Annotated in this window: 20 protein-coding genes, 1 tRNA gene and 2 pseudogenes; 9 read left to right on the forward strand and 14 right to left on the reverse strand. The window is 38.9% G+C overall.

Annotation, left to right across the window (positions count from 1 at the left end; all coding sequences use genetic code 11):
- Positions 1-21: 21 nt before the first annotated feature.
- Positions 22-537, reverse strand: a complete 516-nt coding sequence (locus tag ACXVWB_RS01635; RefSeq protein ID WP_289902268.1) for a ComEA family DNA-binding protein — start codon at positions 535-537, stop codon at positions 22-24.
- Between the two features lie 125 nt (positions 538-662).
- Positions 663-1325: a Bax inhibitor-1/YccA family protein gene (locus ACXVWB_RS01640; protein ID WP_289902269.1), complete on the reverse strand. Its 663-nt coding sequence runs from the start codon at positions 1323-1325 to the stop codon at positions 663-665.
- Positions 1326-1494: 169 nt separating this feature from the next.
- On the opposite strand from ACXVWB_RS01640, the pseudogene ACXVWB_RS01645 reads away from it, so the two are divergent.
- From ACXVWB_RS01645 to ACXVWB_RS01675, 7 genes and pseudogenes are all read left to right on the forward strand, one after another.
- A pseudogene (locus ACXVWB_RS01645) lies at positions 1495-1674 on the forward strand (transposase); the annotation flags it as partial.
- Between the two features lie 33 nt (positions 1675-1707).
- Positions 1708-1926: pseudogene (locus tag ACXVWB_RS01650) on the forward strand (transposase); the annotation flags it as partial.
- 90 nt (positions 1927-2016) lie between these two features.
- The gene (gene sfsA / locus ACXVWB_RS01655) at positions 2017-2733 is read left to right on the forward strand and encodes a DNA/RNA nuclease SfsA (RefSeq protein WP_289902270.1); all 717 of its coding nucleotides are present in this window, start codon (positions 2017-2019) and stop codon (positions 2731-2733) included.
- A 207-nt stretch (positions 2734-2940) separates the two neighbouring features.
- Positions 2941-4128 (forward strand): tyrosine--tRNA ligase, encoded by a 1188-nt coding sequence (tyrS, locus tag ACXVWB_RS01660; RefSeq protein WP_005695949.1) that lies wholly within the window; start codon positions 2941-2943, stop codon positions 4126-4128.
- Positions 4129-4203: 75 nt separating this feature from the next.
- The gene (locus ACXVWB_RS01665) at positions 4204-5130 is read left to right on the forward strand and encodes an aminoimidazole riboside kinase (protein WP_458485190.1); all 927 of its coding nucleotides are present in this window, start codon (positions 4204-4206) and stop codon (positions 5128-5130) included.
- A 64-nt stretch (positions 5131-5194) separates the two neighbouring features.
- A complete protein-coding gene (locus ACXVWB_RS01670) occupies positions 5195-6652 on the forward strand; it encodes a glycoside hydrolase family 32 protein (protein WP_128787362.1) in 1458 nt (485 codons plus the stop codon).
- Between the two features lie 69 nt (positions 6653-6721).
- Entirely contained in the window at positions 6722-7894 is a 1173-nt protein-coding gene (locus tag ACXVWB_RS01675) for an MFS transporter (RefSeq protein WP_128788011.1), read from the forward strand.
- 53 nt (positions 7895-7947) lie between these two features.
- Here ACXVWB_RS01675 and pgi read toward each other — a convergent pair whose 3' ends face one another.
- From pgi to pyk, 4 genes are all read right to left on the reverse strand, one after another.
- Positions 7948-9597: a glucose-6-phosphate isomerase gene (pgi, locus tag ACXVWB_RS01680; protein WP_289902272.1), complete on the reverse strand. Its 1650-nt coding sequence runs from the start codon at positions 9595-9597 to the stop codon at positions 7948-7950.
- Between the two features lie 56 nt (positions 9598-9653).
- On the reverse strand, positions 9654-10736 hold the full coding sequence (alr, locus tag ACXVWB_RS01685; protein ID WP_289902273.1) for an alanine racemase: 1083 nt from the start codon (positions 10734-10736) through the stop codon (positions 9654-9656).
- A gap of 23 nt (positions 10737-10759) precedes the next feature.
- Complete coding sequence (locus ACXVWB_RS01690) at positions 10760-12166, reverse strand: replicative DNA helicase (protein WP_289902274.1); 1407 nt, start codon at positions 12164-12166, stop codon at positions 10760-10762.
- 149 nt (positions 12167-12315) lie between these two features.
- On the reverse strand, positions 12316-13752 hold the full coding sequence (gene pyk / locus ACXVWB_RS01695; protein ID WP_111304126.1) for a pyruvate kinase: 1437 nt from the start codon (positions 13750-13752) through the stop codon (positions 12316-12318).
- Positions 13753-13978: 226 nt separating this feature from the next.
- On the opposite strand from pyk, the gene ACXVWB_RS01700 reads away from it, so the two are divergent.
- Together ACXVWB_RS01700 and ACXVWB_RS01705 are read left to right on the forward strand one after the other, a co-directional pair.
- Positions 13979-14055, forward strand: a tRNA-Val gene (locus ACXVWB_RS01700).
- 191 nt (positions 14056-14246) lie between these two features.
- Positions 14247-15464, forward strand: coding sequence for a tyrosine-type recombinase/integrase (locus ACXVWB_RS01705; RefSeq protein ID WP_289902334.1), 1218 nt, complete (start codon positions 14247-14249; stop codon positions 15462-15464).
- A gap of 170 nt (positions 15465-15634) precedes the next feature.
- Here ACXVWB_RS01705 and ACXVWB_RS01710 read toward each other — a convergent pair whose 3' ends face one another.
- The 8 genes from ACXVWB_RS01710 to ACXVWB_RS01745 form a co-directional block, all read right to left on the reverse strand.
- Positions 15635-17404 (reverse strand): DNA primase family protein, encoded by a 1770-nt coding sequence (locus ACXVWB_RS01710; protein ID WP_289902275.1) that lies wholly within the window; start codon positions 17402-17404, stop codon positions 15635-15637.
- Positions 17388-17831 carry a hypothetical protein gene (locus ACXVWB_RS01715; RefSeq protein ID WP_289902276.1) on the reverse strand — a complete coding sequence of 148 codons (444 nt, stop codon included), beginning with the start codon at positions 17829-17831 and terminating at the stop codon, positions 17388-17390. The genes ACXVWB_RS01710 and ACXVWB_RS01715 overlap by 17 nt, the downstream gene beginning before the upstream one ends.
- Position 17832: 1 nt before the next feature.
- The gene (locus tag ACXVWB_RS01720; RefSeq protein WP_289902277.1) at positions 17833-18336 is read right to left on the reverse strand and encodes a hypothetical protein; all 504 of its coding nucleotides are present in this window, start codon (positions 18334-18336) and stop codon (positions 17833-17835) included.
- On the reverse strand, positions 18323-18529 hold the full coding sequence (locus ACXVWB_RS01725; RefSeq protein ID WP_289902278.1) for a hypothetical protein: 207 nt from the start codon (positions 18527-18529) through the stop codon (positions 18323-18325). Before ACXVWB_RS01725 ends, ACXVWB_RS01720 begins: the two co-directional genes overlap by 14 nt.
- Entirely contained in the window at positions 18519-18773 is a 255-nt protein-coding gene (locus ACXVWB_RS01730) for a hypothetical protein (RefSeq protein ID WP_289902279.1), read from the reverse strand. Before ACXVWB_RS01730 ends, ACXVWB_RS01725 begins: the two co-directional genes overlap by 11 nt.
- Positions 18766-19323, reverse strand: a complete 558-nt coding sequence (locus ACXVWB_RS01735; protein ID WP_289902280.1) for a host cell division inhibitor Icd-like protein — start codon at positions 19321-19323, stop codon at positions 18766-18768. Before ACXVWB_RS01735 ends, ACXVWB_RS01730 begins: the two co-directional genes overlap by 8 nt.
- A 155-nt stretch (positions 19324-19478) precedes the next feature.
- Entirely contained in the window at positions 19479-19790 is a 312-nt protein-coding gene (locus ACXVWB_RS01740) for a hypothetical protein (RefSeq protein ID WP_289902281.1), read from the reverse strand.
- A gap of 11 nt (positions 19791-19801) precedes the next feature.
- On the reverse strand, positions 19802-20005 hold the full coding sequence (locus ACXVWB_RS01745) for a helix-turn-helix transcriptional regulator (protein WP_289902282.1): 204 nt from the start codon (positions 20003-20005) through the stop codon (positions 19802-19804).
- Between the last annotated feature and the right edge of the window lie 65 nt (positions 20006-20070).

Here is a 20070-nt window from a genome sequence, read left to right on the forward strand (position 1 = left end):
GTCTGTTTTATCTGAGTTTTCTTAGAAACTTAAGAATGGCGTGATTTTTTCAATTGTAGCTTCACCGATACCATCAATATTAGAAAGCTCGGCAGCACTTTTGATTTTGCCCACTTTGTTACGGTAATCAATAATCGCTTGTGCTTTTTTCTCACCGATACCAGAAAGTTTTTGTAATGTTTCTGCATCCGCTTTATTGATGTTTACTTTTGCTGAAGAGGCCACTTTGTCTTTTGCTGACTCTTTTGTAGAAGTCGCTTTATCTTTCACTGCATCTTTCGCGGAAGTCGCTTTTTCTTTAGCGGTATTAACTTTATCCAATGCGTTTGATTTCGTTGAGCTCGCACTATCCGTCATTGATTTAAGCTTATCATTTGCCGCATTTTTCACATCAGCTTTTGTACTTTCAACCATTGATTTTGAATTAGTTACGACTGATTCTTTTGTTGGTAATACAGATGTATTCGTTGCCAATGCAGAACCAGATACGGCTAATGCAAGTGATGTTAATGTTAAAAGTGATTTTAAAGATTTCATAAAAACTCCTATTTAGTTATTAATAGGCACGACAAGCGAACCTGTATGCTAAGACTTATCTTAAGAAAATTAGTTCAAAACAAAAAAACGCCCCTAATCAGGAGCGTCTTTAAATTTAATACTGACTAATCATCACTTGAGAAGATAGAAAGTAATCTTAATAAGCTAATAAATAAGTTGTAAATTGACACATAAATACTCACTGTTGCACGAATATAGTTTGTTTCGCCACCGTGAATAATATTGCTGGTTTCATAAAGGATTGTCATTGTTGAGAACACCACAAACAATGCACTGATCCCTACCGCTAGTGCCGGAATTTGGAAGAAGAAACTTGCCGCAATCCCTAACAATAACACGATAAATAATGAGAAAATCGCGGTAGAAAGGAAAGACATATCTTTCTTCGTTGTTAGCACATAAGCTGAACAAGCAAAGAAGACGATGGCTGTACCTGCGAATGCAAGCATAATTAAATCTTCCATTCCTCTCGCCACATACATGTTTAAAATTGGCCCGATGGTATAACCCATAAACCCAGTGAATGCGAATGCAGCTAAGATTCCCCATGCACTATTTGCTAAACGGTTTGTGACAAAAAGTAAACCGTAAAAACCTACAAGTAACACGATAAGATTTGGATAAGGCAAGTTTAAGCTCATCGAAATATAAGCAACAACTGCCGAAAATGCCATCGTTAATCCCAATAAGAAATAGGTATTACGTAGCACTTTGTGTGTGCTAAGTAGTGATTCTTCCTGTGAATTAACCACAATGCGAGATTGCATAAAAGCTCCTTATTTTACAGAGAATAAAGTTGATGAAATATCAATCTGTAAAGTAAGGGCTATAGGTCAAAAAGTCAATGGTAAATTAAGAATTTGTTTTAATTTTTAAATTTAAGAAGGTAAAAGTGATCTACCCTAAAACCTGGAGACCTAATTTGAGATGCAGATTATGTCCTACCCTTATCAATTTCGTTTGAAAATTATCAAACTCGTCACTGAACAGGATTATGGTATCCGTGAGGTGGCTAAACTTCATCAAATTTCCCACGCTCTCGTCATTTATTGGCTAAAAGCATTTCGGGAAAGAGGGCTTGATGGCGTAAAATCGCCTTATTGTATGGCACGGCGTAATGGGTAAAGATGTTGGAGGGTAAAAGCGGTTCAAAGTATGAGTCGCCGAGGAAATTGTTACGATAATGCGGTGATTGAAAGTTTTTCTGCGATACTAAAATCAGAGTGTTTTTACTCACGAACTTATCATTCAATCGCTGAATTACAGGCTTAAATTGAAGAATATTTAGTGTATTACAACCAAAAACGAATTAAACTTGGTTTAAAAGGATTGAGCCCGGTGCAATACCGAGCTCAATATTTAAGTTAACTAACCTGTCCAACTTTTGGGGGGCAGATCAAAGTGCGGTCAATTTCATCATTAAATTCGACCGCACTTTCTTTTCAAAAGGAATAAACTATGCAACTCCCTACCCTACAATCTGCAAAATTAATTCGTCGTTATAAACGTTTTTTGACTGATATTGAATTACCAAATGGTGAAGTGCTCACGATTCATTGTGCAAATACTGGTGCAATGACTGGCTGTGGTGAAAAAGGTGATATCGTTTGGTACTCTCATTCTGATAGCCAAACTCGCAAATATCCACACAGTTGGGAATTAACGCAATTAGCAAATGGCCAACTTGTTTGCATTAACACACACAGATCCAACCAGCTAGTCTTTGAAGCCTTGCAAAATAAACAAATCAAAGAACTCGCTATGTATGATGAAATTTATCCTGAAGTGAAATATGGTGAAGAAAATAGCCGTATCGACTTTTTACTGAAAGGTGAAGGCTTGCCTGATTGCTATGTTGAAGTGAAATCCATCACCTTCGTAAAAGGTACATTAGGAATGTTTCCCGATGCGGTGACTACTCGTGGACAGAAACATGTTCGTGAGCTTTTAGCCATGAAAAAACAAGGACATCGCGCCGTTGTTCTCTTTGCCGGATTACATGATGGCTTCGATCGTTTTAAAATCGCTGAGTTTGTAGATCCTGAATATGATCGCCTCTTAAAAGACGCAAAATCTCAGGGCGTTGAAGCTTATGCTTATGCGGGAAAATTTGACATTTCAGATGGCATTCCGACCGCACTTTCTCTCACAGAAAGTGTACCTTACATCGATTAAAAAATAATTGAGAATTATTTGCATTTTGTTGTTGACAAGGTATTTGATAATAGTTATCATCTAGCCATTCCAAAAACAAACAGATAATCACTCCAACTTCACGCCTATTTCCCCACAAATAGGCGTTTTTTTTCATCTCAATCTTTTCATTTCAGCCATATTCTCTATAATGTAGCCTTTAATATTAAAATAACATTAGGAAATAGAATGACTGATATTAATACCGTTCTCGCAGAACTAAAACGCGGTACTGATGAGATTCTTTCTGAAGCAGATTTAATCGAAAAACTAAAAGAAAATCGCCCACTTAAAATTAAACTTGGTGCAGACCCTACTGCTCCGGATATTCACTTAGGGCATACCGTGGTATTAAACAAACTCCGTCAATTCCAACAATTAGGCCACGAAGTCTATTTCTTAATCGGTGATTTCACGGGGATGGTCGGTGACCCATCTGGTAAAAATACCACTCGCCCACCGCTTAGCCGCGAAGATGTGCTTCGCAATGCGGAAACCTATAAAGAACAGATTTACAAAATTCTAGACCCACAAAAAACGAAAATCGTATTCAACTCTGAATGGTTGGGTAAATTGGGTACTGAAGGGATGATCCGTTTAGCAAGTAACTATACCGTAGCGCGTATGCTAGAACGTGATGATTTCAAAAAACGTTTTGGTAACAACCAACCTATCGCAATTCACGAATTTATTTATCCTTTATTACAAGGTCATGACTCTGTTGCATTAGAAGCTGACGTGGAACTTGGTGGTACAGACCAAAAATTTAACTTACTTGTTGGTCGTGAATTACAAAAATCAGCTGGTCAGAAACCACAAGTAGCGATTACGCTTCCATTACTTGTTGGTTTAGACGGTGAGAAGAAAATGTCTAAATCATTAGGTAACTACATCGGCGTGACAGATGCACCAAGCGATATGTTCGGTAAAATCATGTCGATCTCGGATGAATTAATGTGGGATTGGTACAACTTACTTTCTTTCCGTCCACTCACTGAAATTGCTGAATTAAAAGCAGAAGTAGCAAATGGTAAAAACCCACGTGATGTGAAGATTTTATTAGCCAAAGAAATCATTGCACGTTTCCATGATGAAGCAGCGGCAGAGGCGGCTGAACAAGAATTTATTAACCGTTTCCAAAAAGGTGCAATGCCAGATGAAATGCCTGAATTCACCTTTGAAGGCGAAATTGGTTTAGCAACCTTATTAAAAGAAGCGGGACTGGTTCCTTCTACTTCTGAAGCGATTCGCTCAGCGAAGCAAGGTGGTGTGAAAATCAATGGCGAAAAAGTCGAAGACATGAAAGCCAATGCACCAAAAGGCACGAATGTTTACCAAGTCGGTAAACGTAAGTTTGCACGCGTAACCATCGCATAAAACACCTATGAAAATGACCGCTCTTTTTAAGTGCGGTTATTTTTTAACTGATATCCACAATAGAGGGAAAATAATATGAGCCAAAAAATCTGGGTAACCGGCGATGCGGTTGTTGATCTTATTCCTGACGGTGAAAATCATTATTTACGCTGTGCCGGTGGTGCGCCTGCCAATGTGGCTGTTGGCGTAGCACGCTTAGGCAGCCCGAGTGCCTTTATTGGTCGCATAGGTAACGATCCGCTTGGCCAATTTATGCAAGATACCTTAAATGCGGAAAATGTGAATACGCAACATATGATTTTAGATCCGCAACATCGAACCTCTACGGTTGTGGTTGGTTTAGATAATGGCGAACGCAGCTTTACCTTTATGGTAAATCCAAGTGCAGATCAGTTCTTACAAGCGAGCGATTTACCGCCTTTCCAACAAGGTGAATGGCTACATTGCTGCTCTATCGCGCTGATTAATAATCCATCTCGCGAAGCGACTTTCGAAGCTATTCGCCGTATTAAAGCTGCTGGCGGTTTCTTCTCTTTTGACCCAAATTTACGTGAATCACTTTGGTCTAGCCTAGAAGAAATGAAAACCGTGGTAATGGAAGCCGTTGCATTAGCTGACGTATTAAAATTCTCTGAAGAAGAATTAACGCTTTTAACCAATACTGATAGCCTTGAAAAAGCCTTTGAAAAAGTGACGGCACTTTATCCTGAAAAATTGATTATCGTGACCTTAGGTAAAGATGGCGCGCTCTATCACTTAGAAGGTAAGAAAGATGTAATTGCCGGAAAAGCCTTACAACCGGTTGATACAACAGGTGCAGGCGATGCCTTCGTTGGCGGCCTGCTTGCAGGACTTTCACAACATCCAAATTGGAAAGAAAATGATGTGCTTGTGCAAATTATCCGTCAAGCCAATGCTTGTGGCGCCCTTGCTACGACAGCAAAAGGGGCGATGTCTGCGCTACCAAATAAAGCACAATTAGCAGCGTTCCTAGCCAACTAAGAATTAAAGATGCAAATTATTGCACCTTTTACTTACCCGATCACATTAACGAGGCACGATCACGATGATTATTTTCAATAATGGCAAATACAAAAGTATCCTAGCTGCAGAAAAAGGCGAACTTGCGGAAATTGCTCAAACTGTGCAAAAAGACAAGGATTTCCGACCGCACTTTCATATTGCCCCACCAACTGGCTTGATGAATGATCCGAATGGTTTGATCTTCGATGGAGAGAAATATCATCTGTTCTATCAATGGTTTCCATTCGATGCAATTCACGGGATGAAACATTGGAAGCATTTAATCACGAAAGACTTCCAACATTACCAATCAGCGGATGATCTGATTCCTTGTGAACTTTTTGAGTCTCACGGCTGTTATTCGGGTGGTGCTTTAAAAGTCGGTGATAAATTGGCCATGTTCTACACTGGCAATACTCGTCGTCCAAGTGATAATCAACGCGTGCCTTATCAAAATTTAGCGATTTTCGATCTTAACGGGAAGTTGCTTAGCAAACGTCCGTTAATTGAAAATGCGCCAGAAGGTTATACAGAGCATGTTCGCGATCCTAAACCGTATTTAACTAAAGACGGCAAAATCCGTTTTATCTGCGGTGCACAGCGAGAAAACCTCACGGGAACAGCCATTATTTTTGAAATGGACAATCTTGAAGATACGCCTCGTTTATTAGGCGAGCTTTCCTTACCAGCTTTTGACAATACAAACGTGTTTATGTGGGAATGCCCTGACCTATTGAAGTTCGGTGATAAAGATGTCTTTATTTGGTCGCCACAAGGTAAAGTTCGAGAAGCGCATCAATTCCAAAATAATTATCATGCGACTTATGCTGTGGGTAAATTAACGGATTTAACCTTTGAAGCAGAATATATTAGTGAGTTGGATCAAGGCTTTGATTTCTATGCCCCACAAACATTTGCTGGCTTAGATAACCAAACTCATGCCGTGCTTTTCGGTTGGATTGGTTTGCCAGATTTAACTTATCCAACAGACAAATTTAAATGGCACTCAGCTTTAACCTTACCAAGAGAATTGCGTTTAGAAGGTTCGAAAATTTATCAATGCCCGATTGATAAAATATACAAAAATCTTACCGCACGTTCTGCGCTTCATCTCAATGAAAAAGCGGATATTGCTAATTTAGATCGTGCGTATATTAAATTTGAGGCAAATAACCAAGCCTTTGACTTAACCTTCTTCCAAAATGAAAAAGGACAATCATTACGACTTTCTTATGAAAATGGCTTGGTTTGCTTAGATCGCAGTCAAAGCGAACAAACCGAATTAATGGAAAAATTCGATACCAAACGCTTCTGCGAAGTTGAAAATCTACAAACTGTCGAAATTTTCTTTGATCGTTCAATTATTGAAATTTTCTTTAATCAGGGTGAAAAAGCGATGACATCAAGATTTTTCATTGAGAACAGAGAAAATACAATAAGCTGTAGCCGTCCATTGGATTTAATGATTGGTTATTTACCAGCAATTCAATATGACAAATAATCAACTCAAGTGCGGTTAAAATTAACCGCACTTTTATTTCCAACCATGTTCTCTTATTAAGTAATGACTATGTTTGTTCAACAACAAAACGCAACACCATCTAATCTTGTGGCGTTCAATTTTCTATTGATTGCCTTTTTAACGGGGATTGCCTCTGCGTTTCAGACGCCGACCTTGAGTTTATATCTGTCGCAAGAGATTCAGGTTTCACCTTTTTTTGTGGGCTTGTTCTATTCCGTCAATGCCATTATTGGCATTATCTTGAGCCAAATTCTGGCGAAATATTCTGATAAGCAAGATGATCGTCGCAAAGTGATGATTGTTTGCTGTTTGATTGCTGTGCTTGGATGCCTGATTTTTGCTTATAGCCGAAATTATTATGTGTTGATTATTATCGGTACAACATTGTTAGGATTAGGCTCATCCGCTAATCCGCAATCTTTTGCTTTAGCAAGAGAATATGCTGAAAGCAGCCATCGTGAAGCGGTGATGTTCACCACAATTATGCGAACTCAAATCTCTCTCGCCTGGATTGTGGGGCCGCCACTTTCTTTTTTCATTGCGCTAAACTGGGGCTTTGATTATATGTATTTGGTGGCGGGTTCTGCCTTTTTACTTTGTGCAGGCGTCAGCAAATTATTGCCGAAAATTCCTCGTCAAAGTGCGGTTAAAAATCAAGAGATTTTAGACAATACGCCACCAAGAAAAAGTGTGATTTACTTGTTCATCGCTAACCTATTGCTTTGGACCTGTAACAGCACGTATCTCATCAATATGCCATTATTTGTGATTAATGAGTTACATTTAGGCAAAGAATTAGCAGGAACATTAATGGGAACTGCTGCGGGATTGGAAATCCCCGTGATGATATTAGCGGGTTACCTCACCAAATACTTCAGTAAAAAACGCTTGATGATGATTGCTTTAGTTTCAGGTCTCGCCTTCTACTCAAGCTTATTATTTGCTGAGCAAACTTGGCAGCTTATCGGATTACAAATGCTTAATGCGATTTTTATTGGTATTACCGCTACGATTGGCATGGTGTATTTCCAAGATTTAATGCCGACTAAAATGGGCACGGCTACAACTCTATTCAGTAATGCAGCAAAAAGTAGTTGGATTATTGGTGGACCGATTGCAGGTATTATTGCGGAAATCTGGCATTACAATTCTGTTTTTTATGTCGCTGTGGCATTAATTATTATCAGCGTAGCCTGTATGTGGAAAGTCAAATCTGTTTAATGCGAAATAAAAAAGTGCGGTCAATTTTAACCGCACTTTTACTTTACATTATCTTAGCGCCACGCTTTAAATTGATTAATCAATCCATTGGTTGAGCTATCATGGCTTGAAACATTCTCTTTGTCTGCCAATTCAGGAAGAATTCGGTTCGCTAATTGTTTACCTAATTCCACGCCCCATTGGTCGAAACTGAAGATATTGAAAATCATACCTTGTGTAAAAATTTTGTGTTCATACATCGCAATTAATGCGCCAAGAACAAATGGTGTAATTTTTTGCACTAAAATAGAGTTGGTCGGTTTGTTACCCGTAAAGACTTTGAATGGCACAATGTCTTTTACCTCATCCAACGATTTACCCGCTTTCACAAATTCTGCTTCGACTTCTTCTTTGGTTTTACCAAAAGCAAGTGCCTCAGTTTGCGCAAAGAAGTTTGATAATAATTTGCTGTGGTGATCACCTAATGGATTATGACTTTGTGCTGGCGCGATAAAGTCACAAGGGATTAACATCGTACCTTGGTGAATCAATTGATAGAATGCATGCTGACCGTTTGTACCTGGTTCTCCCCAAATAATTGGGCCGGTTTGATAATCATGGATAACATCGCCATTACGATCGACATATTTACCGTTTGATTCCATATTGCCTTGTTGGAAATAAGCGGCAAAACGGTGTAAATATTGGTCATAAGGTAAAATCGCTTCGGTTTGTGCACCAAGGAAGTTGGTATTCCATAAACCGACTAATGCTAATGTTGCAGGGATATTTTTTTCTAATGGCGCGGTACGGAAATGTTTATCCATTTCATGCGCACCACTTAATAACGCTTCAAAATTATCAAAGCCGATTGAAAGTGCGATAGAAAGACCGATTGCAGACCATAAAGAATAACGGCCACCAACCCAATCCCAGAACTCAAACATATTATTAGTATCAATACCGAATTCTGCTACCGCTTTACCATTGGTAGAAAGTGCGGCGAAGTGTTTTGCCACCGCGCTGTTATCTTTCGCTGCCGCTAATAACCAATCGCGTGCAGAATTCGCATTGGTCATAGTTTCTTGGGTGGTGAAGGTTTTAGAAGCCACTAAGAAAAGTGTCGTTTCAGGATTCACTTTTTTCAACGTTTCAGCGATATGGGTTCCATCCACGTTTGAAACGAAGTGCATATTCAAGTGATTTTTATAAGGACGAAGTGCTTCAGTCACCATGTAAGGACCTAAGTCCGAACCACCGATACCAATATTCACCACATCAGTAATCGCTTTTCCCGTATAACCTTTCCATTCACCTGAAATCACACGAGCACAGAACGCGCTCATTTTCGCTAATACGGCATTCACTTCCGGCATCACATCTTTGCCATCTACATAGACAGGTGTATTTGAACGGTTACGAAGTGCGGTATGTAATACTGCTCGATTTTCTGTACGATTAATTTTCTCGCCTGTAAACATGGCATTGATCGCTTCATCTAATGCAGACTCTTTGGCTAATTGACGAAGTAATTTGAGGGTTTCTTGATTAATTTTATTTTTTGAAAAATCTACTAAGATTTGATTTTCAAAAGTGAAAGAATAATCATTAAAACGATTTTCTTCTTGCTTAAACAAATCAGCAATCGTGGTATGAGCCAGTTGAGATTGGTGAGCCTCAAGCGCTTTCCACGCTTGTGTATTGGTTGGATTGATGTTTTTCATGAATATTTCCTTTTAAAAATTGAATTCTTTACATTTTTGCTTTCTTACAAAAACAATTAATCGACATATTCTGTTATAACACGCGGGGTTAATTTTGTAATCAATTCATAGCTTAAAATACCACTGTATTTAGCTACTGTTTCAATTGGTAATTCCTTACCCCATAAAATCACTTCATCACCTACTTTATCTTGGCTATCTGCGCCTAAGTCTACCGTTAGCATATCCATTGAGACGCGACCGACAATAGGAACAATTCGACCATTTAGATAAACTGGCGTGCCTTCTGGCACATCACGCGGATATCCATCACCGTATCCAATAGCGACAACACCAATTTTGGTATCTTTAGGACTGGTCCAAATGCCACCATAGCCAACAGGTTCACCTTTTTTATGTTCTCGCACCGCAAGTAATGAAGAAGTTAAGTTCATCACGGGGATTAAACCAAATTCAGCCCCAACAGTATCCGTTGGTGAAATGCCATACATAATAATCCCTGGACGAATACAATCTAAATGAGCCTCAGGCCAGAATAAAATCCCGCCAGATGCCGCAATGGTTCTTTCTCCACCTTTATCTTTTGTCGCGTGAAGGAAACGATCAAGCTGAACTTGAGTATAATCAGAATCTAGTTCATCAGCACGGCTAAAATGGCTGACAAAACCTAAGTGCGGTTGAATTTGAGGGAGTTTTTTCAGCTCTTGATAAAAATAATCCACTTCATCAAGTGACACACCTAAACGGTGCATACCGGTATCAATCTTCAACCAGACTTTGATTGGACTTGGTACCACAGCTCGTTTTAATGCTTCAAGCTGTTCACGGTTATGTACCACCGTTTCGATGTTATTTACCGCAATAATGGGTAAATCTTTTTCATCAAAAAAACCTTCTAGCAATAAGATCGGTTTAATAATACCGTTAGAGCGTAACGATAACGCCTCTTCTAAACGTGCCACTGCAAAGCAATCTACCATGCTTTCTAAAGCAGAGGAAACAAATACCACACCATGACCATATGCATTTGCTTTTACTACCGCAATAATTTTGCTATGTGGCGCTTTTTCTTTAATAACTTGTAAATTATGTTTTAAGGCAAGCGAACTGATTTTCGCTGTTGCCGGTTTTACGTTCATTTTTCTAATCCGTTCTATCTTGCCTAATAATCATCTCTGTATTCACGCTGTTCGGCAAGGTTATCAAAGCGTGAGAATTGACCGTTAAATGCTAAACGTACACGACCAATCGGACCGTTACGTTGTTTACCAATAATGATTTCAGCAACACCTTTATCTTCAGAATTATCGTTATACACTTCGTCACGATAAATAAACATAATCAGGTCAGCATCCTGCTCGATAGAGCCTGATTCACGCAAGTCTGAGTTTACTGGACGTTTATCTGCACGTTGTTCTAAAGTACGGTTAAGCTGGGAAAGTGCAATAACAGGGACTTCTAATTCTTTCGCTAATGCTTTTAAAGAACGAGAAATCTCGGCGATCTCTAAGGTACGGTTATCTGAAAATGCGGGCGCGCGCATTAATTGAAGATAATCCACCATAATCATACTCAAGCCACCATTTTCTCGATACACACGACGTGCGCGAGAACGCAATTCTGTTGGAGTTAAACCCGATGAATCATCGATATAAAGATTATTTTTTTGCTTAAACATCCCAAACACGCTGGCAATTTTGCTCCATTCCGCTTCTTCCAAGTTTTGGCCAGTACGAATTTTGGTTTGGTCCACGCGAGCGAGAGAGGCAATCATACGCATCATAATTTGCTCAGCAGGCATCTCTAAACTGAATACCAATACAGGCTTATCACTTGCCATGGCCGCATTTTCACAAAGGTTCATTGCAAACGTGGTTTTACCCATGGAAGGACGTGCAGCCACAATGATGAGATCGGAAGGCTGTAAACCAGCTGTTTTCTTATCTAACTCAACAAAGCCTGTTGTGACCCCTGTCACACCGTTATGATTTTCAAGCTTACCTAAGGTTTCAATTCGAGCAATGGTGCTTTCCAATACGCTAAGCACATTTTGAGGTCCTTCTGTTGAAGAACTTCGTTTTTCAGCGATCGCAAACACTTCTCTTTCGGCTTCATCCAACACCATCTTGATGTCTTTGCCTTTGGGCGAATAACTGTTTTCTGCAATACGATTCCCTACGGCAATAAGCTCACGCAAAATCGCTTTTTCACGTACGATCTCTGCATAAGCCAAAATATTAATGGCATTTGGGGTGTTATTAGAAAGATCCGCTAAATAAGCAAAACCGCCTACGGAATCACTGATACCTTTGGCTTTAAGGGCTTGATCGAGGATAATCAAATCAATTGGCGTTTGGTTACGCATTAATTCTTCCATAGTTTGGAAGATTGCTTTATGTGCAAAAGTATAAAAATCCTCAGCAATAACTCTTTCCGCAATGCCATCCCAATGCTGATTACTCAACATAATACCGCCTAGAACGGCTTGTTCAGCTTCAGTGGAATGAGGCGGGATACTAACTTGTTCAGTTTTCTGATCGGAAGATTGGATTTGTCGTTGTGATGCCATAAGGATTTCAATTTAAACTAAAAAACTGTGCTTATGATACCGCAAATACGAGGTGGTTTTAAGAAAAAAGTGCGGTCAATATTTTCAATATTTTAGACATAAAAAAACGGTGGAAAAATCCACCGCTCTTTTTCATTCAGGCATGTTGATTATTCAACAGTTAAAGTACGACAAACGTTAGTTGTACCTTCTGATTCATCACCTTGTGTTAATAAAACAAGATCACCTGAAACTAAATAACCTTTTTCTTTTAATAGGTTAATCGCTGCTTTTGCACCTGCAGCGCTACGAGATTCACCATCAAAATGAACTGGTGTTACACCACGGTATAATGCGCAACGGTTTAAGGTTTCTTGAACACGAGAAAGTGCAAAGATTGGTAAACCTGAGCTAATACGTGACATTAATAATGGTGTACGACCAGAGTGGCTTAATGTAATGATTGCTGCAATACCGCTTAAGTGGTTTGCTGCGTACATTGCTGACATCGCTACAGATTCTTCAATATCTCTGAATTCACGATCTAAACGGTGTTTAGAAATATTGATGCTTGGCATTTTTTCTGCACCTAAACATACGCGAGCCATTGTCGCCACAGTTTCAGCTGGATATTGACCTGCAGCAGTTTCTGCTGAAAGCATTACCGCGTCAGTACCATCTAATACCGCATTTGCCACGTCCATCACTTCTGCACGAGTTGGCATTGGGTTGCTGATCATTGACTCCATCATTTGAGTTGCAGTAATAACCGCACGATTTAATTGACGTGAACGACGAATTAATTTTTTCTGTACGCCAACCAATTCTGGGTCACCAATTTCAACACCTAAGTCACCACGCGCAACCATAATTACATCAGAAGCGAGGATGATATCATCCATTGCTGCTTCATCAACGACTGTTTCAGCACGTTCAACTTTAGCAACGATTTTCGCGTCTAAACCTGCTTGTTTTGCTAATTCACGCGCATAGTTTAAATCTGCACTTGAACGAGGGAAAGATACCGCTAAGTAATCTACACCAATACGTGCAGCTGTGATGATATCTGCTTTATCTTTTTCAGTTAATGCGTCTGCAGATAAACCACCACCTAATTTGTTGATCCCTTTATTGTTTGATAACGGACCACCAACTGTCACTTCAGTAAATACTTTTGCACCGTCAGTAGAAAGGACTTTTAATTGAACACGGCCGTCATCTAATAAAAGAATATCGCCAGGTACAACATCTTGTGGAAGTGTTTTATAGTCTAAACCAACGGCTTCTTGATTACCTTCACCTTTTGGTAATTCCGCATCAAGAATAAATTTATCACCAACATTTAAGAAAATTTTGCCGTCTTTAAAAGTAGAAACACGAATTTTAGGACCTTGTAAGTCACCTAAAATTGCCACGGTTTTACCTAATTTTTTCGCGATCGCACGAACACGCTCAGCACGCTCAATATGATCATCTGGTGTACCGTGAGAAAAGTTCATACGTACAACATTAGCGCCTGCTGCGATAATTTTTTCAAGATTGTTATCGCGGTCTGTAGCTGGACCCATTGTACATACAATCTTCGTTCTTCTTAATTTTCTAGACATTATCTAAACTCCACAAATAGTTACAATTTAAAAAAGCTTTTTTAATTTCGGCCCATCCGAGATAAAAACCGTCGCGCATTATACGCTTAAACCAGCGCAAAATCAAAACAAGCACTGAGAGTTTTTGCAACAAATTTTGGTTATTTTTTTAGCAGCTAAATTTAACTTAAAACAAATCCCCTTGTTTTCATCCTTAAAACTGTTTATCATCTGCTACATCTTTTACGCGACTATAGCTCAGTTGGTTAGAGCACCACCTTGACATGGTGGGGGTCACTGGTTCGAGTCCAGCTAGTCGCACCATTTACCCTAAACACAGCCCCGCGAAACCACTCGCGGGGCTGTGTTTTTCCTAGTGTTTTCAAGGCTTTTCAGCCCTTTTACTTATCGCAACTAATCAGATTTAATTGTCTTTAACCGCGTTTTTTAGTAACAAGTTTAGTAACAAGGTGATAAACTTCGAAAAATCTTGTTACTAAAACTAAGGAAAAATGATGCCTCGTGTTACTAAACCGCTCACAAATACCGAAGTAGATAAAGCGAAAACAAAGGATAAAGAATACAATCTAAGTGATGGTAACGGTCTTTTTTTACGCATTAAGCCTACTGGTGCTAAGGCTTGGATTTTTAATTATTATCACCCAGTAACAAATAAGCGCACATCTTTTACTATTGGAACTTATCCAGCTATAACACTTGCGCAAGCTCGTCAAAAACGTGAAGAATATCGCGCCCTACTTGCTCAAAGCATCGATCCGCAAGAATACATAAAAGAACAAGAACTAATTAAAAACGGCCAGAACGAAAATACTTTCTATAAAGTCGCTTTACTTTGGAAAGAAAAAAGAAGTAAAGAAATTGAGCCTATGACAATGGAAAAGAATTGGGCAAGATTAGAAAATTATCTATTCCCTACTCTTGGAAATTATCCTATTGATGAGATCTCTTCCCCTTTACTGATTAAAACTGTTCGCCAATTAAATGAAAAAGGTTTCAATGATACGCTGCACCGTTTATTAAACCTCGCTAATCAGATTTTAAATTATGCGGTAACAATAGGATTGATTTCGTTTAATTCTTGCTTGAAAGCATCTGATGCTTACCATAAAGAGCCTCAAAAACATCACCCGGCAATCAAACCGGAAGAACTACCGAAACTATTACAAGACTTCAAAAATTCAAGTAGAGATCATCTAACAAAGGTTTTATTCCGATGGCAATTACTTTCAATGGTTCGTCCGGCTGAGGCGGTTTCTGTTGAATGGTCTGAAATTGATTTTGATAAAAAGTTATGGACTATCCCAGCCGAAAAAATGAAAAAAACAAGACAAGGGGCATTTCCGCACATTGTTCCGCTTTCATCTTTAATGATGGATATTCTGAAAGAATTGAAACCTATAACAGGTGATGACAAATTCGTATTTTCTCACTATCACAAACCTAACCAATCAGCTAGTAAAGAACTAATAGCTAACGCATTGAGAAAAATAGGTTACAAAGGGATTCAAGATGCTCACGGATTGAGATCGATAGCTAGAACGTTTTTAGAAGATCAGCAAGTTGATTTCCGTATTGCTGAAAGTTGTCTTGCTCATAGCATTGGGAATAAAACAAGTCAGGCATATAACCGTTACGATTATGTAGAACTCCGACGCCCTGTGATGCAATTATGGAGTGATTTTGTGGAGCGATGCGAAAAAGAAAGCGTGTGAATTAGCGGCGTGTAAAAAATATTATAAAAATTGGTTCACCTGTTCACCTTGCCAATTTAACCTTTTATTTCATATAGTTACGGGTGAATAGGTGAACATTATTGTTCACCCTAATTGTTCACCTTTTAAGAGAAAAGCATAAAAAAGGGGCTTTGCCCCTCTTTCCTAGTTTATGAATCGAACTCACTTTGGAACTCATCATAGTTTTTGAAGTGAACATTGGAGCGATATCCAAATTTTCCTTTAACTTTGAAGAACTCAAATTTATTTTTATGCTGCGCAAATCCTTGCTTTAATGAATTTGAGAAGTTTCTCAAAGTAAGAGTATTTGAAATTCCACTTGCAGCCGTAAATGCTAAGTATGCCGGATAGAGGTGTGTTCTTGCCTTACCACCTAGATTAGCATTTCCTATATACAAACCGTCATTCTGTGCCGTAGTATAAAAGTAGCCGCAAAATTCGGTGATATGGTCAGATTCGCTTTTTATTTCTAAAGCCTCATCACTTGTTTGTTGCTCTTTTAAAGCGGCCTTAGCGGTTTCAGGCTGTTCAAAGGTATGTATTAGTTTGTAAATTATACCCCCTATTTCCCTCTCAATCTTATCCATGAAATTAGGGTCTCGCTCGTTTTCAGGTACTACTTTGTCAAAGTGAAAGATTACCCTTCTTCGCTCAATCCCACCGCTACGCTCTGTAAATCTAGTCGCCTCGTTATTAACGATTAAGACTACTGCGGGAATAACCGCTTTAAATTTACTGCGGTGTTTTGGGTCAATATTTACAGGATCACCACCTGTGATACTTTTCAATCCACCACCATCACCACCATAACGCGATTGTTCAGGGCAAATTAGCAAAGTCTTACCTACAAAACTTTCCCGTCCGCGTGGTTCATCTAAATCTACTAACCGCCCGCTTTCTGTGTTCTGCTCACCAGCTAATAACGTGGCAATATTAGCAAAAACAGATTTACCACTACCGCCATCACCTGTTACTTCAAAGAATAATTGCCAGTCGTTGCGATTAGTTAAAACTGCGTATAAAGCCGCTAGAATAGCGTTCTTTTTGCTTTCTTTACCACCGCTTACAAACTCTAACCATTTATCAAAATATGGCGTATTTTGCGCTGAATTTAGATATTCATGCGGAATATACGATGTTAGCCAGTTTTCCCTATAATGGGGCAAGAACTCTAACGTAGTGCGGTTTAAAGTTCCATTATTGAAAGCGATCAATTCTTGTGTCTGTACTCCCATTTTGGGAACTTGAATTTTTATCGTATCAATAGTACCTTCTATAGAACGTGCGCTATATCCAAAGTCCTGTTCTTCAAAGAAAGCAACTACTTTATCCAAGAACTCATATTTCTCCACCATTTGCCAGCCTATGCCGTCATAGTTATAAAGCTCCCGATTTCTTGGGTTTAATGCCAAATCCATTTCTAACGACTTAGTCAAAGCTCGCGCTTTCTTATTGACTCCGTCATTTTCTTTTACTTTTTCAGGCAGTGCTAATTGCGTTGCTAAATCAGCGGTCTTTTTATCGGTTCGCAAGAGTTGAATGTAAGAGCTTAAATCCTCTTTTAATTGCGCGGCTGCATCAATGAGTTTCACTTCTCTAGCCGAAGTGTTTTTTGCTAAATTCTGACAAATTGCGGTAATTTCTTCCTGTTTTAATTCGCCATATTGAGCAATCTTCACTAACTGCTGATCTTCCTTAGCTATACGTGTTGAAGAAATATTATCAAGTTGATTTTCACCTAGAATAACTGGTTTCTGATTACTTTCTAGACCATCCACCAACGAACACAATAAAAGCCATTCTTCCCCTTTACCTTTTCCCCATGCTTGCCATGCTTTAGAGCCAGCTAACACAAATAAATCGGAATAAGGTTCATGCGGTTGATCCGCAAGATGCGGAGCATTAATTAATCGAGCCATTGTTCACCCCTTTAAGTACTCCGTTTTCAATATCATTGATGCGGTCAGCGACTACTTTTTGGAAGTATGTAAGAGTTTCAACTAAAGAAATGACTATGCTATTTTTCAGCAATCCATCAATAATTTCATCGTTAGTTAAACTTGCGACTATTTCTTCCGGATTAAGTGAAGGCGGATTAGGTGCTAGTTGTAATAAATGTTTATTAGCCGCTAACAGTTCATCGTGTAGATTTCGTAACACATACAGTTTTTCAGACGGATAACTTTCAAAAATTTCTGCTAACGTTACGATTGTTTCACCCAGATAAGGTAAAGGTAAATAAAGAGCATCCCCCTCTTTCTTTTCACAATTTATCTGGCAAAGCATAATCGCTTTCAATTCGACCGCACTTAAATTTGAGTAGTCTAATTTTTCATTCATATTCATCTTACTTACTCCCCTTTTGTTGTTCAGCTCGTTCAGAGTTTAAAGCGCCTATCTGTTCCACCACCTCGCTAAACTTATAGAGCAGATATTTATTAGCTTGATTGAAATATTTCAATTTGGCCGTATCTTCTCGGGATAGATTGCCGTCTTTGGCCAATGCGTTAAGCAAATTTCCACCACCAGCCAATTTATTCATTAAATCCACTATTTCATCACGAAACTTGATCTTGTGATGAAAATCACCTGGATAAACTTCAAGACATCGTTTGTTGCTATCCTGTATTAGTTGGAATTGACGTGAAATTTGGGAATACTTCAAAGCCAATGGATTAAAAAACAGCTTACCTTTTCTTTTTTCAACTTTCTGTTCTTCATTACCAGTGGCACTTTTCGCCACCGGTGGCGCTTTTTGTAACTGGTGGCGTTTTTCGCCACTGCTTACTAAATTTTTATCACTTGCCGCTTTCCATTGTTTTAGCTGTTCCATAGGATTATTTGGTTTCATTTCTTGCCGCCTTTCTAATTGTTGCTGCTTTCTTAATTTGCTCGATCGATGCTGCTAGTCCTTTATAGTGTCCTGTGTGTAGATAATCTTCAGCGAAGGCTAATAATTGTTTAATACGTTTACAGGCTTTCTCTAACTGCTCTGGTGTCGGTACGTATGGCTCTTTAAATGATTTGATTTTTTTAGTTCTCATTTTCTTCCCCTTTTGTGAAATAAAAATCTACTGTTGAGGATTGCTCCGCTTGCTCTAAATAATCATCAATCGCAGATAAGGCGGCTCGGATAATTTCTTCGCTTGTATAAAAGCCTTCTAAATCCATATCCGCCCCATCGTTCCGAATTAATGCCAAAATTGCTTTCGCTCTGCGGATAGAACTATGAAGTTTGCCCACTTTGGCCATCTGAATGGCGCAATGTGTAGGAGTTTTGTTAGTCATGAGCCACCTCCGCGAAAGAGATTGAAGGGAAAGTATTTGCTGATAAAGTGCGGTCTGATTGAAGATTGATTCTTCCAGCAAGCACTAAGACGAACTCACGGGCAAGCTTAGCGCGTGCGTTGCGTTCGCTATCAGCGGTAATACGGATTTTTTGAAGGTGATTTGATAAATCAGTACGGCGAATAGCCGCGAAGATGAATTGATACATTTGCGTAAGTTCCAAAGTTAGATTTTCAGGAACTACTGCTAGACTTTCCACGGTCGGGCGGTAGAACGTAACAAGGTGGAAAACTGCCAACTTTGGAAGACAGCCCGTCATAGACGGCTTATTACGCTCTACCATTGAGAGAATGATCGGATTTATATGTAAAACAAAATCCGCATATTCTTTTGGTGTGCGAATGTTACGAACAAAAAAAGCACGGTCTAATGGCGTGCTGTCGTTCGCCAAAGTTAGATAGTTCAGCTTTCCACGGCTGGCAATCACTTTTTCTGATTGCGTGTTCATGATGCCAAAATTAACTGTGGTTTGTAAAGCGATTTTAATCAAAAACAACTTGAAAAATATTTCATATTGATTAAATATTTATGATTTAAATTCATGGTGATTATTTCCATATTTTTAAATGACCTTAACATATTGATAAAAATTACCTTTAGAAGGTTTAAACGCCGCATTGGATAGCCTTGCGGCGTTTTTCTTTCCTATTCAAACCGTGAATAGGCTTGCTTTTCTTCAACCGCTGAAAGTTCGCCCCCTTTAGCTTTGTAAATTGCAACCACTTCTTTTAATTGTTTAGCATTTGCAACTTCATAACGGTAATATTGACCTGCTCCATCCGAGGTCTTTTCTGTTGTACGCTTTAATTTTTCGCTTAAATATTCTCGCTCTAGCTCACTTATATAATTACGTGCGGAAGTCATCCCCATTTCGTAACCATCAATTCCGCTAATACTTGAATTTATTAAGCGATGAAGAACTTTTAAAAATTGAGTTGGTTTTCTTATTTCACCCATCTTCCACCACCTTAAGCCCGTGCGGCTTTTTGCTCTTCAATCCATTGATTTACTTCTTCTACATCCCATAAAACAAAGGTTTGTGAAAGCCGAATAGGTTGTGGAAATTTTTTTTCTTTAACCAAACAATTTAGTTTTGTGCGCTGGAAGCCAACAATGCGGCAAACGGTTTTACCAGGAATTAATTTTTGTGATTGGATTTGAGATTGTTCCATAAAAAATACCTCACGTTAGTTTAACCATGTGGAATAGCGTTCTATTCCGTTGAGTTGTTCGAACG

It is taken from the genome of Haemophilus sp. SZY H53 (genome assembly GCF_054332375.1).